Raw genomic sequence first — 12422 nt, 5'->3', positions numbered from 1 at the left:
GGCATGGCCAGGAACACCTCCATCAGCTTGGACGAGCACTACGCGGATTTCCTCGCCGAGGAGGTCGCCTCCGGGCGCTATCGCACCTCGAGCGAAGTGATCCGGGCCGGGCTGCGCCTTCTCGAGGAGCAGGAGCTCCAGATGCGTGCGCTGCGCGACGCGCTCGCCGCCGGAGAGGAGAGCGGGCCCGCCGAGCCGCTCGACATCGATGCCTTCCTCGCCGACAAGCGGCGATGAGGACCCCGCTCTTCACTCCGGCCGCCCGTTCCGATCTCTCCTCGATCTGGGACTTCACGGCCGAGCGCTGGGACGCGGCACAGGCCGACGCCTACGTCCATGAGCTCGTCGCGGCCGCCCAGCGCGTCGCCGAGCAGCCGGAGCGCGGCCACCTCGCCGACCACATCCGAGCCGGGTACCGGCGGTACAGCATCGGCAGCCATCTGCTGTTCTTCCTGGTCGCCGAGGGCGAGGTCACCATCGTGCGCATTCTGCACCAACGCATGGACCCCACGCGCCACCTCTGATCGCCGCACGGTCCACCCCGCTAACCTCGAGCGGTGCCCTCTTCCCGCCGCTCCACCACCACCCGCCGCCGCAGGTCCTCGCGCCGCCGCTCCGGGAGCTCCTCCCGCCACGCCCCGCGCGAGCTCCCCTTCGTCGGCCCGGGCGAGCGGCTGTGGATCCTCGATGTCCCCTACGGCACGCAGGTCGAGGGCGCCTCCTGGCACCCGGCGGTGAAGATGCACGTCCACGTCGGACGCACGTTGCCGGACCACCTCAAGCCCTACTCCCCCGGTCCGCACACACTCGGCCGCTTCCTGGAGAACCTCCACAACCCCGGCTCCCCCGCGCCCGTCCCCGAGCCGACCGACGGCTTCGAGCCGCGGCAGAACCAGTACGAGGCGGCCGATGCGATAGCGGCCCGCGCGGAGGCGGGCGGGCGGATGTTCCTGCTGGCCGACGAGCCGGGCGTCGGGAAGACGATCTCCGCCGTGCTCGGCGCGAGCGCCGTCGGCGACCTGCGCGGCGCCGAGCGGGTGCTGGTGGTCGCGGACCGACCCGCGGCGATCACGATCGGGCACTGGTGCCGCACCATCACCGCCCTCGGCGACAGCGGCCTGGAGTGGGTGGTGATCACCTGGGACCGGCTGGAGAAGGTCGCCGGCCACGACTGGGACGTGATCATCGCCGACGAGGCGCATGCCCTGCGCCGCACCACCACGAAGCGGTGGAAGCTCTGGTCGCGCATCTCCGGGCACACCCGGTCGCACGATGCGGCGCCGTTCGTCATCGCGACCACCGCCACCCCGGGCCACACCCCGCTCGAGCTGCCCTATCTCGCCCCCGCCTACGCGCAGTCGCACGGGGAGCCGATGACCGCCTGGGCCTCGGCCAAGGAGCCCGCGAACACCTTCACCTCCGCGCTGGAGCGGCACGGGATCGGCCTGGAGAAGGGCCGCTACGGCGCGACCTGGACGACGGATCCGGCCCGTCGGGCGGAGGATCTCGCGCGGGTGCGCAGCTGGCTCACGGACGACGAGCCCGCCGCGATGCTGCACCGCGCGGCACCGTGGGGGCCGGTCCCGATCTCCGGGATGCCGGTCGCGCTCACCCCGGCCGAGCGCGAGGCCTACGAGGCGGAGTGGGGCGAGTTCTGCCGCGAGATGGACCTCGCGCGCCGCGGGCGCAGCACCGCGAAGGGGCGGGCGGCGCTGCTGCGCTTCCGGCAGAAGGCGGGGCTGCTCCGCGTCGACTCGACGGCGCAGTGGATCGCGCAGCAGGTCGAGGCGGAGCGGCAGGTGGCCTGTTCGGTCGAGTTCGTGACCACCGCCGCGGACCCGATCACCGAACGTCTGCGGGACGCGGGGATCGAGGTCGCGACGATCTACGGCCGGGACCGCTTCGACGTCGAGGCCGAGCGGCTGCGCTTCCAGACCGGGGAGGCGCCGGTGTGCGTATTCACCACCGTCGCCTCGATCAGCCTCCACGCCGGGGAGACCCTCCCCGGCGGCAGGCAGGCGAGCACGGAGCCGCGGGTGGGGATCTTCCACCAGGCCCGCTTCTCCGGCATCGCGGGCCGACAGGTCACCGGCCGCACCCACCGCGACCACCAGGTCTCCCCCTGGCACATCGCCTACGCCGAGGACACGGTCGAGGAGCAGGTCAGCAAGGTGATGGTGGAGCGGATCGCCGCCGCCTCCGACACCGTCGGCGGAGACACCGAGGGCCTCACCGACGTCGCGCAGCTGCTCGGCGCGGACTGGCTGCCGACGGCGAGCCTCACGGAGGGCAGCGCCTGACGGGCGGGCCCGCTGTGCGCACTACCCCGCGACTCTGCGCGCTCAACTGAACAGGCGCAGGATCAGTAACGGCAGGCGCCACAGGAGCTGTGCCACGCCCGCGATGAGGTCGAACAGCTCCAGGAACAGGGACGCCCCTTCGCTCCGGGAGAATCGTGCTCGTCCCTTGCTTCGCCGTCTCATCGCTGCTCCGCTCCCCCACGACGCATCGGTGCCGCCGGACACGGCACCATGGTGCGGACCACCCTATGTCGGGAGCAGTTCTACGGTGGAGAACGCACACCGTCCCCGCGCCCCAGGAGCCACCCGCCCATGCCCTGCACCACCCTCCTCGTCGGCCGCCGTGCGAGCGCCGACGGCTCCCCGCTCGTCGCCCGCACCGAGGACTCCTCAGCCGGCAGCTTCGATCCGAAGCGCGCCGTGGTGGTGCGTCCCGAGGACCAGCCGCGCAGCTACACCTCCGTGCTCGGCGGGCGCACGATCGAGCTGCCCGAGAACCCGCTGCGCTACACCGCGATCCCGAACGCACTGCCGGACGAGGGGATCTGGGGCTGCGCCGGGATCAACGCGGCGAACGTCGCGATGAGCGCGACCGAGACGATCACCTCGAACCCGCGCGTGCTCGGCGCGGACCCGCTGGTCGAGCGCAGCGGGGGCCAGCCTGGCGGCTTCGGCGAGGAGGACTTCGTGACCCTCGTGCTGCCCTACATCCGCTCGGCCCGCGAGGGCGTGGAGCGGCTCGGCGCCCTGCTCGAGGAGCACGGCACCTACGAGATGAACGGGATCGCGTTCAGCGACGCCGAGGACATCTGGTGGCTGGAGACCGTCGGCGGGCACCACTGGATCGCGCGGCGCGTGCCCGAGGACCACTACGTGACGATGCCGAACCAGCTGGGCATCGACTCCTTCGACCTCGCCGACGCCGAGGGGCCCGGCCGCAACCACCTCGCGAGCCCCGACCTGCGAGCCTTCCTGCGCGAGCACCACCTCGACCTCACCCTGCGCGAGGACGGGCAGCGCGAGGACGTGTTCAACCCGCGCGAGGCCTTCGGCTCCCACACCGAGCACGACCACGTCTACAACTCGCCCCGCGCCTGGTACATGCAGCGCACCCTCAGCCCGCACGCCGAGGACTGGGACGCCGGGCGCCCCGGGGCGAGCCCCGACTCCGACGACCTCGCCTGGAGCCGCAGGCCTGAGCGCCTGCTCACCGTCGAGGACGTCAAGGACGTGCTCTCCTCCCACTACCAGGGCACCGTCTTCGATCCCTACTCCTCGCGCGGCACCGAGGCGGAGCGGCGCGCCTTCCGCCCCATCGGCATCAACCGCCACAACGCGCTCGCGATCCTGCAGATCCGCCCTGAGCTGCCGGAGTCGCACCGAGCCGTGCAGTGGATCGCCTACGCCTCGCTTCCGTTCACGACGCCGATCCCGATGTTCACGAACGTCGAGGAGGCGCCGGCCTATCTCTCGACCACCAAGGAGACGGTCTCCACCGACAGCTTCTACTGGACCTCACGCATGATCGCGGCGCTGGCCGATCCGCACTTCCACGAGACAATCCCGCTCATCGAGCGCTACCAGCAGCGCACCATGGCGCTCGGCCGCAGCGCCGTCCACACGGCCGACGGGGAGGCCGCCGGGGCCGGTACGGCGGGCGAGGTGCCGGCCCTGCTCGCCGCAGCGAACACCCGGATCGCCGAGCGGATCCGCACGGAGACCGAGGCGCTGCTCGGCCAGGTGCTGTTCACGGCGAGCGAGGGGATGACCAACCGGTTCTCGCGGTCGGACGGGTGAGTGGCGCATCACGGACTCGCGCCCCTCGGCTCGGCGATGCAGACGTCCGGGGACTGATCTGACCGATCGACGGATAGACCCCGCACTGCCGTGATCGCACCGCACTGAAGTGCAGCGAGCCTCCTATCCTGGCCGAGTCCTGCCCTGTGACCTCGAGGAGACCGCCCGTCATGCCCAGCTACGATCGCCCGTTCATCGATTCCCTGCCGAAGGCAGAGCTCCACCTGCACATCGAGGGCACCCTCGAGCCTGAGCTGAAGCTCGAGCTGGCCCGCCGCAACGGTGTCGACATCGGGCAGAGCACGGTGGAGCAGGTGCGTGCGACGTACGACTTCACCGATCTCACCAGCTTCCTGGCCGTCTACTACCCGGCCATGGAGGTGCTGGTCACCGAGCAGGACTTCCATGACCTGGCCATGGCGTACTTCGAACGCGCCGCCGCCGACGGAGTGGTGCGCGCGGAGATCTTCTTCGACCCGCAGGCCCACACCAGCCGCGGCGTGCCCTTCGCCGCCGTGGTCGACGGGCTCTGGTCGGCTGTGCAGGAGGCACGGGGCCTCGGCGTGGAGGCCGCGCTGATCATGTGCTTCCTGCGTGATCACAGCGTCGAGTCGGCCGAGGAGACGCTCGCAGCCTCGCTGCCCTATCGCGACCGGATCCTCGGGGTGGGGCTGGACTCCGATGAGGGCGGCAACCCGCCCGAGAAGTTCGCCGCGGTCTTCGCCGCCGCGAAGCAGGCCGGCTACCGCCTGACCATGCACTGCGACATCGACCAGGAGCAGTCGATCGCCAATATCGCCACAGTGCTCCATCGGATCGGCGTGGAGCGCATCGATCACGGGACGAACATCCTCGAGGACGGCTCCCTGGTCGCCGAGGCGAAGGAGCGCGGGATCGGGTTCACCTGCTGCCCGCTGTCGAACTCCTTCGTCACCGAGCAGATGAAGGGTCAGGAGATCACCGACCTCCTGCGTCAGGGGCTGAAGATCTCGGTCGCCTCGGACGATCCCGCTTACTTCGGCGGGTACGTGGGCGACAACCTCGAGGCGCTGGCCATCGCCCAGGAGCTCAGCCGCGAGGAGGTCGTGCAGCTGGCCCGCAACTCGCTCGAGATCAGCTGGGCCGACCCTCAGCGCGTCGACGCGTGGGTTGCTCAGCTCGAGGAGATCGCCGCTCGATGAGAGGAAGGAGGGGCGCGGCCGGTCCGGCCGCGCCGCTCACCCCCACCCCTTCTTCGCCGACGTCTCCCCCACCCCGGCGTTGAACATGTTCAGCGGGTCGAGCTCACGGTAGTGGGCGACCAGCTGCTCAGGGGCCGGGTAGATCCGGCCGTAATTGTGCTCGGCCGGGACCGCAGCCCCGCGGTCCACCAGCAGCTGCGTCATCCGCTTCTTCAACGCGACCGGGTCCACGCCCTTCTTCGCCACATGGTCCTGGTGCAGGACGTGGCAGAAGAAATGTCCGAAGTAGGCGCTCTCGAGCAGCTGGTCGGAGATCTCCTCGGGCAGGCGCTCCAGCCAGTCCTCGTCGTCGCGGCGCAGTGCCACGTCGAAGGTGACCATCTCCGAGGCCTCGGCGCGGCGCATGACGAAGCAGCGGCTCGCGGCGCTGGCGACGCCGAAGCGGATCAGGGTCGCGCTCTGGGCCTCGTCGGCGTCGCACTCGAAGAAAGCACCCTCGTGCTCCGGCTCCGCGAAGAACTCGCGCAGGAGCTGCTGCGTCGCCTCGCGCTCGCTGCCGCTGACCACCAGCAGCAGGTGGTGGTCGAAGCGGTCGCGGAAGTCGGTCAGTCGCCGCGGGATCCTCTCCGGCACCAGGGAGAAGAGCTTCTGGGAGATCGCATCGGCGGTGGAGGGTCCGAAGCCGGGCAGCTTCGCGAACACGCCGTTGGCCCAGGCCTTCAGCGCGAACATGCGCACCAGGGTGGCGGAGCCGGCGTGCTTGAGGGAGACGTAGGTGTCCTTGCCGTACTCGGTCGCGAGGTCGAAGGCGTGCGCGCTCATGTACTCGCCGGAGATCGGCAGCGGGCCCTCGGCGGCGAGCATGCGGCGGCGCAGCGCCTCGAGATCGGAAGGGCGGTCGGTGCCGATGTAGAAGGGGACCTTGTCCTTCTCGAGCGGGAAGGTGCGGGTGCGCACGGCGAACACCATGATCTTGCCGGCGCTGCCGGAGGCCTCGTGGAGGAAGGTCGGGTCGGCGTTGAAGCGCGCCGGGGTGTCGACCAGCTGGCGCACGTGGTCCGCGTAGTCGGTGCTGGTGGAGTCGGGCGGCGGCGGGGTGACGTCGGCGGCGTCCCAGTCCCCGCGCTCGAGCCGGTCGAGGATGTGCGTGGGGTCGGTGCCGAGATCGATCCCGAGGTGGTTCACCAGGTGGATCCGGCCGTCCTCATCGACGCGCGCGAAGATCGCCTGCTCCGTATAGGCGGGGCCCTTGCGGATCTGGGAGCCGCCGGAGTTGTTCGCGATGCCGCCGACGACGGTCGCGCCGATGGAGCTCGAGCCGATCACCGAGTGAGGCTCGCGGTCGTGCGCGGCGAGCTTCTCCTCGAGCGAGAACAGGGTGGCGCCGGCCAGGCTGATCGCCTCGCGGGCATCGTTGATGAGGTGGATCCCGTCGATCCGCAGCGTGGAGAGGATGACGACGTCGCGGTCGTAGTCCTGGTCGCCGGGGCCGGAGCCGCCGGTGAGACCCGTGTTCGCGGCCTGGGTGATGACGATCAGATCGTGGTCCACGCATACCTGCAGCGCCCGCCACATGTCCACCAGCGAGCCGGGCCGCAGCACGGCGAGCACGTCACCGGCGCCGAAGCGGTCGCCCGTGGTGTACGGCGCGGTGGCACGCGCCGAGGTGAGCACGTGCTTGCGCCCCATGATCCGGGTGAAGGCCTCGACGGCCTCGGCCGATCGCTGGTTCCTCGGTGTGCGCATTTCCGGCTGCTCCTTCGCCTCGGGTGCTGCGAGCACGCTGCGGTGCTCGGGGCCGTCGCGACCCCTCGACAGCGTAGTCACCTGCGAGCGTCGCACGCGGGGCGGGCGTGACGACAGCGGCGTTCTCGGGCGGTGAGAGGCGCGGACGGCTGCTCAGCTCATGATGCCGTGCCGTCGGCCTCGGCGTTCGCGGCGCGCACGGCCTCGAGGTGGACGGACTTCACCCGGTCCACGGAGTCCGCGAAGTCGTCGTGGCCGCGGACCCAGCGAGCGACGTACGGGCAGACGGGCACGATCCGCTTGCCCTGCTCGACGCTCGCGGCGAGCGCGCCGCGGGTGAGCACGCCGGCGAGCCCGCGTCCTCCGAAGGCGTCGTCGATGACGGTGTGGTAGAAGATCCGCTGGTCATCGGGGTTCTCCGCCGGGGTGGTGAACGTCGCGAAGCCTGCCTGGCGGCCACCGACGAGGATGTCGAAGCGCTGCCGCTCGGGGTTCTCCCGCACCTCGACGGTCTGGTCGGCCGGGTCGACGGTCTCTGCGGGGGTGGTGTCCTCGGTCATCGGGGGTCCTTCCTGAGGAGGGCGCGGCGGTCAGCGGGCGCCGGGCACGGGGTGGTGGGAGAGCACGGACAGACGGTTGTACGTGGTCATCAGCACCGCGGACCACTCCAGCGCCGCGAAGGCCTGCTCTCCGAGCACGTCGCGGGCGGTCATCAGGTCGCGGTCGCGGACCATCGGCTCGGGCAGGGTCGTGACCGTCTCGCCCAGCAGCAGCGCGGCGCGCTCGACGGCATCGAAGCTGGGCGAGTCGCGCCAGACGGGCAGCTGCGCGACCTGGTCGTCCGGCGCGCCGGCGCGCACGGCGCGGCGGTGGTGGAGGTCCACGCAGAAGGCGCAGCCGTTGAGCTGGGAGATGCGCAGGTACATGAGCTCGAGCGTCGTCGTCGCGATCCCGGCGGACTCGTTCTGCTCCGCGACGGCGCGGCGCACCTCGCCGAGCAGGTCCCAGGCCTCGGGCGCGGTCCTGTCCAGGAACGGCAGCGGCCGTCTCATCACGCGCTCCCTTCGTCGGGTCCGTGCTCGCACACTAGTTCACCGGCACCCGGGCGCGGGGCGGTTCCGCAGGACGACCGAGAGGACGGACCAGTAGGTCAGGGCCGCCCGGACGATCCCGCCAGACGGTCCGCGACGGCGTCTCTGGCCCGGGCGTGGATCCGGTAGATGCAGGTGCTCGCGCAGATGTACAGAGTCGTACCGTCGGCGCCGCCGAAGGCGCAGTTCGCGGCCTTCTCCGGCACGGGGTTCTCGCCGAGCTTCTCGCCGGAGGGGGTGAACACCTGGATCCCGGAGAGGGAGGAGGACCAGAGGTTCCCCTCAGCGTCCACGCGGAAGCCGTCGGGCAGTCCCGGGCTCACCTCGACCAGCTCCCGGCCGTTCTTCGCATGGCGCCCCGCGATCACGTCGTAGGCGTGGATCGAGTGGCCGCGGGGTCGCCCAGCGGGCGGGTCCGCCTCGGCCGGGGAGAGGGAGGAGTCCGAGACGTACAGGACTCCCTCGTCCGGGGAGAAGGCGAGGCCGTTGGACGCCTCCACGTCGATCACGACCGGGGTCAGCGACCCGTCCGCAGGATCGAGGCGGTCCACGAGGATCTCGGGGGCGTAGTCGGCGCCGGGCTCGGAGGCGGAGCGATCGATCTGCACGGTGCGCCGGCCGTGGGAGCACTCGATGACGGAGCCGTCGCGGGCGAGGGTGCGGCCGTTGGTGAACTCGGCGTCGTCGCTGATCACGGTCGTGGTGCCGTCGGCCTCGGAGAACTCCACCACCCGATTGCCGGGGATGTCGCTGAAGCGCAGCACGCCGCGGGCGGGGATCCAGGCGGGTCCCTCGACCCAGGTGAAGCCGCTCACGACCTTCTCGAGGCTGGCGTCGGGGGCGAGCAGGTGGTCGAGGGTCATGAGGTGCCCCCTGTCCGGGGCGACGAGGGCGCCCGACTCTCGGGGAGATGGTGGGACCGAGCCTAATGAGGTGCGGGAGGCGCTGTGCCCGCACGGCCGCCTCCGTCCGCCTCGGCACGTGGGTTCAGCTGGGTCGCCGCGGTATTCATGGCGCCTCGCTCTCCCTCACCCCACGGCGAGCATTCCCGCGACGGCCACCATCGTCACCGCGACGACCCCGTCCAGCACCTGCCAGGAGCGCGGGCTGGAGAGGAATCGCCCCAGATAGCGCGCCCCGAACCCGAGCGCGGTGAACCACAGCGTGCTGCCGAGCAGCGCGCCGAGCACGAACTGCCAGGCCTGCGTGCCGTGGGTCGAGGCGATCGAGCCCAGCAGCAGCACGGTGTCGAGGTAAACGTGGGGGTTCAGCCAGGTCAGCGCCAGCGCCGTGGTCACCGCAGCGGCGCGGCCGGTGCCGCGGGGGCGAGCCGGCCGCGCGGTCCCGTCGGCCGTGAGCGCCTCCCCGCCGCGCAGCGCCCGACGGGCGGCGAGCGCCGCATAGCCGAGCAGGAACGCGACCCCGGCCCAGCGCGCGACCTCCACCACCTCTGGCATCGCCCTCACCAGCGCGCCGAGCCCGCCGGCGCCCGCGCTGATCAGCACGACGTCGGAGGCGATGCACACGGCGATCACAGCGCCCACGTGCTCGCGGCGGATCCCCTGACGCAGCACGAACACGTTCTGGGAGCCGATGGCGATGATGAGGGTGAGGCCGGCGAGGAGGCCGTGCAGTGCGATGGTCACCTGCTCGACGGTAGGCACAGCGGACGTGAAGCACCAGCGAGGATTCCTTCACTGTCTGAAGCACAGCTTCATCTAGGATCCGGGAATGCGCATCGACCCCTCCCTCGCCGAGACGCTCCGGATCGTCGCCGAGCAGGGCACCCTCGAGGTCGCGGCACGGCACCTGCACATGACCCCGTCGGCCGTGAGCCAGCGGCTGAAGCTGCTCGAGCAGCAGCTGGGCCAGCGGCTCCTGGTGCGGGCGAAGCCGGTGCGGCTCACCGCGCCCGGCGAGGTGGTGGTGCGCTTCGCGCGGGGGCAGGCGCTGCTCGAGCAGGAGGCGAGCGCCGCGCTCGGGCTCGACGTCCAGGGCGAGCTGCCGCGCCTCGGCATCGCCGTGAACTCCGATTCCCTGGCCACCTGGTTCCTGCCGGCCCTGGCCGACTTCGCCCGGGAGCACGACGCCCAGCTGGAGCTGCAGCGAGAGGACCAGGACGAGACGGCGCGGCTGCTCACCACGGGCGCCGCCCTCGCGGCCGTGACCTCGTCGCCGACGGCGCCGCCGGGGTTCCGCTCCGTGCCGCTGGGGATGATCGTCTACGTCGCGGTCGCCTCCCCCGCATGGCGGGAGCGCTGGGCCGGACGGGCGGAAGAGGTCGATGCCGATGTGCTCGCCCGCGCCCCGCGGATCGACTACGACGCGCACGACGACCTCCAGTCCGCCTGGCTGCGCCGACAGGGAGTGGATCCCGCACTCGCCCCGCACCATCTCGTCCCCTCCACCCATGAGCTCGCCGATGCGGTCGTCGCCGGGCTCGGCTGGGGGATGCTGCTGACCATGCAGGCCGAGCCGCTGCTGGCGACCGGGGATCTGGTCGCACTCGGTGGCGAGCCCGTCACCTCGGCGCTGTACTGGCAGGTGGCGAAGACTCCGTCGTCCCTGCTCGAGGGGCTGACGGAGGCGGTGCTGGCGGCGGCGCGGCGGGAACTGGTGCAGGGGTGAGTGGTGCACGCAAGAGCGGAATGCAGGGCACCGCAGCGTGGAACCGCCTTGCCAGCCCCAGCGACCGCAGTCACCCACATCTTGCCTGTAGAACCTACAGGTTCTAGGGTGAGGTGATGTGGCAGGTGGACATCGCTGCGATCGCCGACTGGCTGCGGGCATTGGACGACGACTCCCGTGAGCAGGTCGTCGCCGCGGTGGAACTCCTCGAGGAGCACGGTCCTCATCTGGGGCGGCCGCTCGTCGATACGGTGTCCGGGTCACGGCACAGGAGGATGAAGGAGCTCAGACCGGGTTCGTCAGGCAGGAGCGAGCTGCGCATCCTGTTCGCCTTCGATCCCGGCCGACAGGCGATCCTCCTGGTCGCGGGCGACAAGTCCGGGAACTGGAAGAGTTGGTATCGGCGAAACATCCCCCTCGCCGACGACCTGTTCGGTGAACATCTGCGAACGCTGGAAGGAGAGTGACCGAGATGGCGATGTCGATGAAGGAATTCCTCGCAGAGAACCCGGTGGACCGCACGAAGGTCGACCAGCACAAGGAGCGGATGCTCTCCGAGGTCCGCGCCCACAGACTGCGGGAGCTGCGCGAGGCGGCCGGCCTCACCCAGCAGCAGCTCGCCGACCTCATCGGGGTCACGCAGCGCCAGGTGTCCAAGATCGAGCATGGCGACCTGGAGAGCACCAAGGTCGGGACGATCCGGGGCTACCTCGAGGCCGTCGGCGGGGAGCTCTCCCTGGAGTACGTCACTGGAGATGCCCGCGTCCAAGTCGCCTGATCACACGACGCTGGGCCACATCCGGCACACGCTCGCCGCGCTCTGCTCCCAGCATCTCGCCCCTTCACGTCTGGCTGGACGCAGGGTGGATCGGCCGTCCAGGCGGTGCGCGGAGATCAGCATCGGCCCAGTCCCCGCGCGCCTGCAGAGAAGCTGGGGCTCACGGCACCTGCGGGCAGGGCGCTGACCTCACGCGGACTCGGACGGATTCGGGGGCCACCCCTCGAATCGCCCGGTGCTCGAGATCTGCAGACGCTGCTCTCGCGTGAGGTGACCGTTGAACCAGGCCGTGAACTTCGCCAGCGACGCGGCGTCGTCGACGCGGACGCCGAGGGAAGCGGCGTAGGCGCAGATGTTCTCCGGTGTCGAGGGGCGTGAGGGGTCTTCGACCGCTTCGAGAGCCGGGAGAACCAGCTCGCCGAGAAGCGCCCGTGCCGCTCCGACCACCATGTTGTTGATGGCAGCGTCGATGCGCCGCGAGGACCGCGAAGAACCTCGGTCCACCGGACCTTGGGGGCCCCGTGGGAGCCTACGAGGAAGACGAACAGCGGCTTGACATGGCCAGCTTCATCGACCGCCTGCTCCGGGGATGCCGCGGAGCGGCAGATCACGAAGTCGTCCAACATGCTGTCGATGGCTGAGCGGGTGTCCGAGGCCGCAGCTCTCGGTCGCGACGGGGACGTTGAGCGGAGCTCGCAGCGACTCTTCTTCTTCGGCATACGGCCACCATCGTCTCCGCACAGCCGCCGCGAATGGCGCTGTGGACAGCCCGGTGCAGTGCAGGAAAGCTCGGTGCCGAGAACCTGGTGCGAACGGCAGAAATATTCATGCGCTGTGCCCAGTCACGGAACTGTCACGCCCCGTTCCGATGTCTGATCGCCGCCATACGATCTAGACATAC

At 70.8% G+C, this 12422-nt stretch carries 15 protein-coding genes; 8 read left to right on the top strand and 7 right to left on the bottom strand.

The features are described from left to right. The first annotated feature begins 3 nt into the window (after positions 1-3). From L3K22_RS07465 to L3K22_RS07455, 3 genes are read left to right on the top strand one after another with little or no spacing between them, the layout of a single operon-like run. Positions 4-237 (top strand): type II toxin-antitoxin system ParD family antitoxin, encoded by a 234-nt coding sequence (locus L3K22_RS07465; protein ID WP_263310812.1) that lies wholly within the window; start codon positions 4-6, stop codon positions 235-237. Then, the gene (locus tag L3K22_RS07460; RefSeq protein WP_263310811.1) at positions 234-524 is read left to right on the top strand and encodes a type II toxin-antitoxin system RelE/ParE family toxin; all 291 of its coding nucleotides are present in this window, start codon (positions 234-236) and stop codon (positions 522-524) included. The genes L3K22_RS07465 and L3K22_RS07460 overlap by 4 nt, the downstream gene beginning before the upstream one ends. A gap of 33 nt (positions 525-557) precedes the next feature. Beyond that, positions 558-2300 carry a DEAD/DEAH box helicase gene (locus L3K22_RS07455; RefSeq protein ID WP_263310810.1) on the top strand — a complete coding sequence of 581 codons (1743 nt, stop codon included), beginning with the start codon at positions 558-560 and terminating at the stop codon, positions 2298-2300. 42 nt (positions 2301-2342) lie between these two features. Here the strand turns inward: L3K22_RS07455 and L3K22_RS07450 are convergent, their stop codons facing one another. Further along, positions 2343-2483, bottom strand: a complete 141-nt coding sequence (locus tag L3K22_RS07450; protein ID WP_263310809.1) for a hypothetical protein — start codon at positions 2481-2483, stop codon at positions 2343-2345. A 129-nt stretch (positions 2484-2612) separates the two neighbouring features. Here L3K22_RS07450 and L3K22_RS07445 point away from each other — a divergent pair, with 129 nt between their 5' ends. Together L3K22_RS07445 and add are read left to right on the top strand one after the other, a co-directional pair. After that, positions 2613-4097 (top strand): C69 family dipeptidase, encoded by a 1485-nt coding sequence (locus tag L3K22_RS07445; RefSeq protein ID WP_263310808.1) that lies wholly within the window; start codon positions 2613-2615, stop codon positions 4095-4097. Positions 4098-4267: 170 nt separating this feature from the next. Further along, a complete protein-coding gene (gene add / locus L3K22_RS07440) occupies positions 4268-5278 on the top strand; it encodes an adenosine deaminase (protein ID WP_263310807.1) in 1011 nt (336 codons plus the stop codon). Between the two features lie 36 nt (positions 5279-5314). Here the strand turns inward: add and dld are convergent, their stop codons facing one another. The 5 genes from dld to L3K22_RS07415 form a co-directional block, all read right to left on the bottom strand. Further along, positions 5315-7024 (bottom strand): D-lactate dehydrogenase, encoded by a 1710-nt coding sequence (gene dld, locus L3K22_RS07435; protein WP_263310806.1) that lies wholly within the window; start codon positions 7022-7024, stop codon positions 5315-5317. 158 nt (positions 7025-7182) lie between these two features. After that, a complete protein-coding gene (locus L3K22_RS07430) occupies positions 7183-7584 on the bottom strand; it encodes a GNAT family N-acetyltransferase (RefSeq protein WP_263310805.1) in 402 nt (133 codons plus the stop codon). A gap of 30 nt (positions 7585-7614) precedes the next feature. Then, on the bottom strand, positions 7615-8076 hold the full coding sequence (locus L3K22_RS07425; RefSeq protein WP_062948223.1) for a carboxymuconolactone decarboxylase family protein: 462 nt from the start codon (positions 8074-8076) through the stop codon (positions 7615-7617). 98 nt (positions 8077-8174) lie between these two features. Beyond that, positions 8175-8978: an SMP-30/gluconolactonase/LRE family protein gene (locus L3K22_RS07420; protein WP_263310804.1), complete on the bottom strand. Its 804-nt coding sequence runs from the start codon at positions 8976-8978 to the stop codon at positions 8175-8177. A 165-nt stretch (positions 8979-9143) separates the two neighbouring features. Then, the gene (locus tag L3K22_RS07415; RefSeq protein ID WP_010552191.1) at positions 9144-9761 is read right to left on the bottom strand and encodes a LysE/ArgO family amino acid transporter; all 618 of its coding nucleotides are present in this window, start codon (positions 9759-9761) and stop codon (positions 9144-9146) included. Between the two features lie 85 nt (positions 9762-9846). Between L3K22_RS07415 and L3K22_RS07410 the strand changes: the two genes are divergently transcribed. From L3K22_RS07410 to L3K22_RS07400, 3 genes are all read left to right on the top strand, one after another. Continuing rightward, a complete protein-coding gene (locus L3K22_RS07410; RefSeq protein WP_263310803.1) occupies positions 9847-10743 on the top strand; it encodes an ArgP/LysG family DNA-binding transcriptional regulator in 897 nt (298 codons plus the stop codon). Between the two features lie 116 nt (positions 10744-10859). After that, positions 10860-11210 carry a type II toxin-antitoxin system RelE/ParE family toxin gene (locus L3K22_RS07405; RefSeq protein WP_263310802.1) on the top strand — a complete coding sequence of 117 codons (351 nt, stop codon included), beginning with the start codon at positions 10860-10862 and terminating at the stop codon, positions 11208-11210. Between the two features lie 5 nt (positions 11211-11215). Then, positions 11216-11521 carry a helix-turn-helix transcriptional regulator gene (locus L3K22_RS07400; RefSeq protein ID WP_133677896.1) on the top strand — a complete coding sequence of 102 codons (306 nt, stop codon included), beginning with the start codon at positions 11216-11218 and terminating at the stop codon, positions 11519-11521. A gap of 189 nt (positions 11522-11710) precedes the next feature. Here the strand turns inward: L3K22_RS07400 and L3K22_RS07395 are convergent, their stop codons facing one another. Next, positions 11711-11971, bottom strand: coding sequence for a hypothetical protein (locus L3K22_RS07395; RefSeq protein WP_259880780.1), 261 nt, complete (start codon positions 11969-11971; stop codon positions 11711-11713). Positions 11972-12422: the final 451 nt, after the last annotated feature.

Source organism: Brachybacterium atlanticum (genome assembly GCF_025669985.1).
Taxonomy (GTDB): Bacteria; Actinomycetota; Actinomycetes; order Actinomycetales; family Dermabacteraceae; genus Brachybacterium; species Brachybacterium conglomeratum.
This window is presented reverse-complemented; position numbering and strand designations above follow the sequence as displayed.

What these genes read in the sequence shown, in the direction of transcription:
- L3K22_RS07450 (WP_263310809.1), bottom strand. Translation starts at nt 2,483, where the DNA reads ATGAGACGGCGAAGCAAGGGACGAGCACGATTCTCCCGGAGCGAAGGG.
- L3K22_RS07430 (WP_263310805.1), bottom strand. Translation starts at nt 7,584, where the DNA reads ATGACCGAGGACACCACCCCCGCAGAGACCGTCGACCCGGCCGACCAG.
- L3K22_RS07395 (WP_259880780.1), bottom strand. Translation starts at nt 11,971, where the DNA reads ATGGTGGTCGGAGCGGCACGGGCGCTTCTCGGCGAGCTGGTTCTCCCG.
- L3K22_RS07405 (WP_263310802.1), top strand. Translation starts at nt 10,860, where the DNA reads ATGTGGCAGGTGGACATCGCTGCGATCGCCGACTGGCTGCGGGCATTG.
- L3K22_RS07410 (WP_263310803.1), top strand. Translation starts at nt 9,847, where the DNA reads ATGCGCATCGACCCCTCCCTCGCCGAGACGCTCCGGATCGTCGCCGAG.
- L3K22_RS07425 (WP_062948223.1), bottom strand. Translation starts at nt 8,076, where the DNA reads ATGAGACGGCCGCTGCCGTTCCTGGACAGGACCGCGCCCGAGGCCTGG.
- L3K22_RS07460 (WP_263310811.1), top strand. Translation starts at nt 234, where the DNA reads ATGAGGACCCCGCTCTTCACTCCGGCCGCCCGTTCCGATCTCTCCTCG.
- add (WP_263310807.1), top strand. Translation starts at nt 4,268, where the DNA reads ATGCCCAGCTACGATCGCCCGTTCATCGATTCCCTGCCGAAGGCAGAG.
- L3K22_RS07420 (WP_263310804.1), bottom strand. Translation starts at nt 8,978, where the DNA reads ATGACCCTCGACCACCTGCTCGCCCCCGACGCCAGCCTCGAGAAGGTC.
- L3K22_RS07465 (WP_263310812.1), top strand. Translation starts at nt 4, where the DNA reads ATGGCCAGGAACACCTCCATCAGCTTGGACGAGCACTACGCGGATTTC.
- dld (WP_263310806.1), bottom strand. Translation starts at nt 7,024, where the DNA reads ATGCGCACACCGAGGAACCAGCGATCGGCCGAGGCCGTCGAGGCCTTC.
- L3K22_RS07400 (WP_133677896.1), top strand. Translation starts at nt 11,216, where the DNA reads ATGGCGATGTCGATGAAGGAATTCCTCGCAGAGAACCCGGTGGACCGC.
- L3K22_RS07445 (WP_263310808.1), top strand. Translation starts at nt 2,613, where the DNA reads ATGCCCTGCACCACCCTCCTCGTCGGCCGCCGTGCGAGCGCCGACGGC.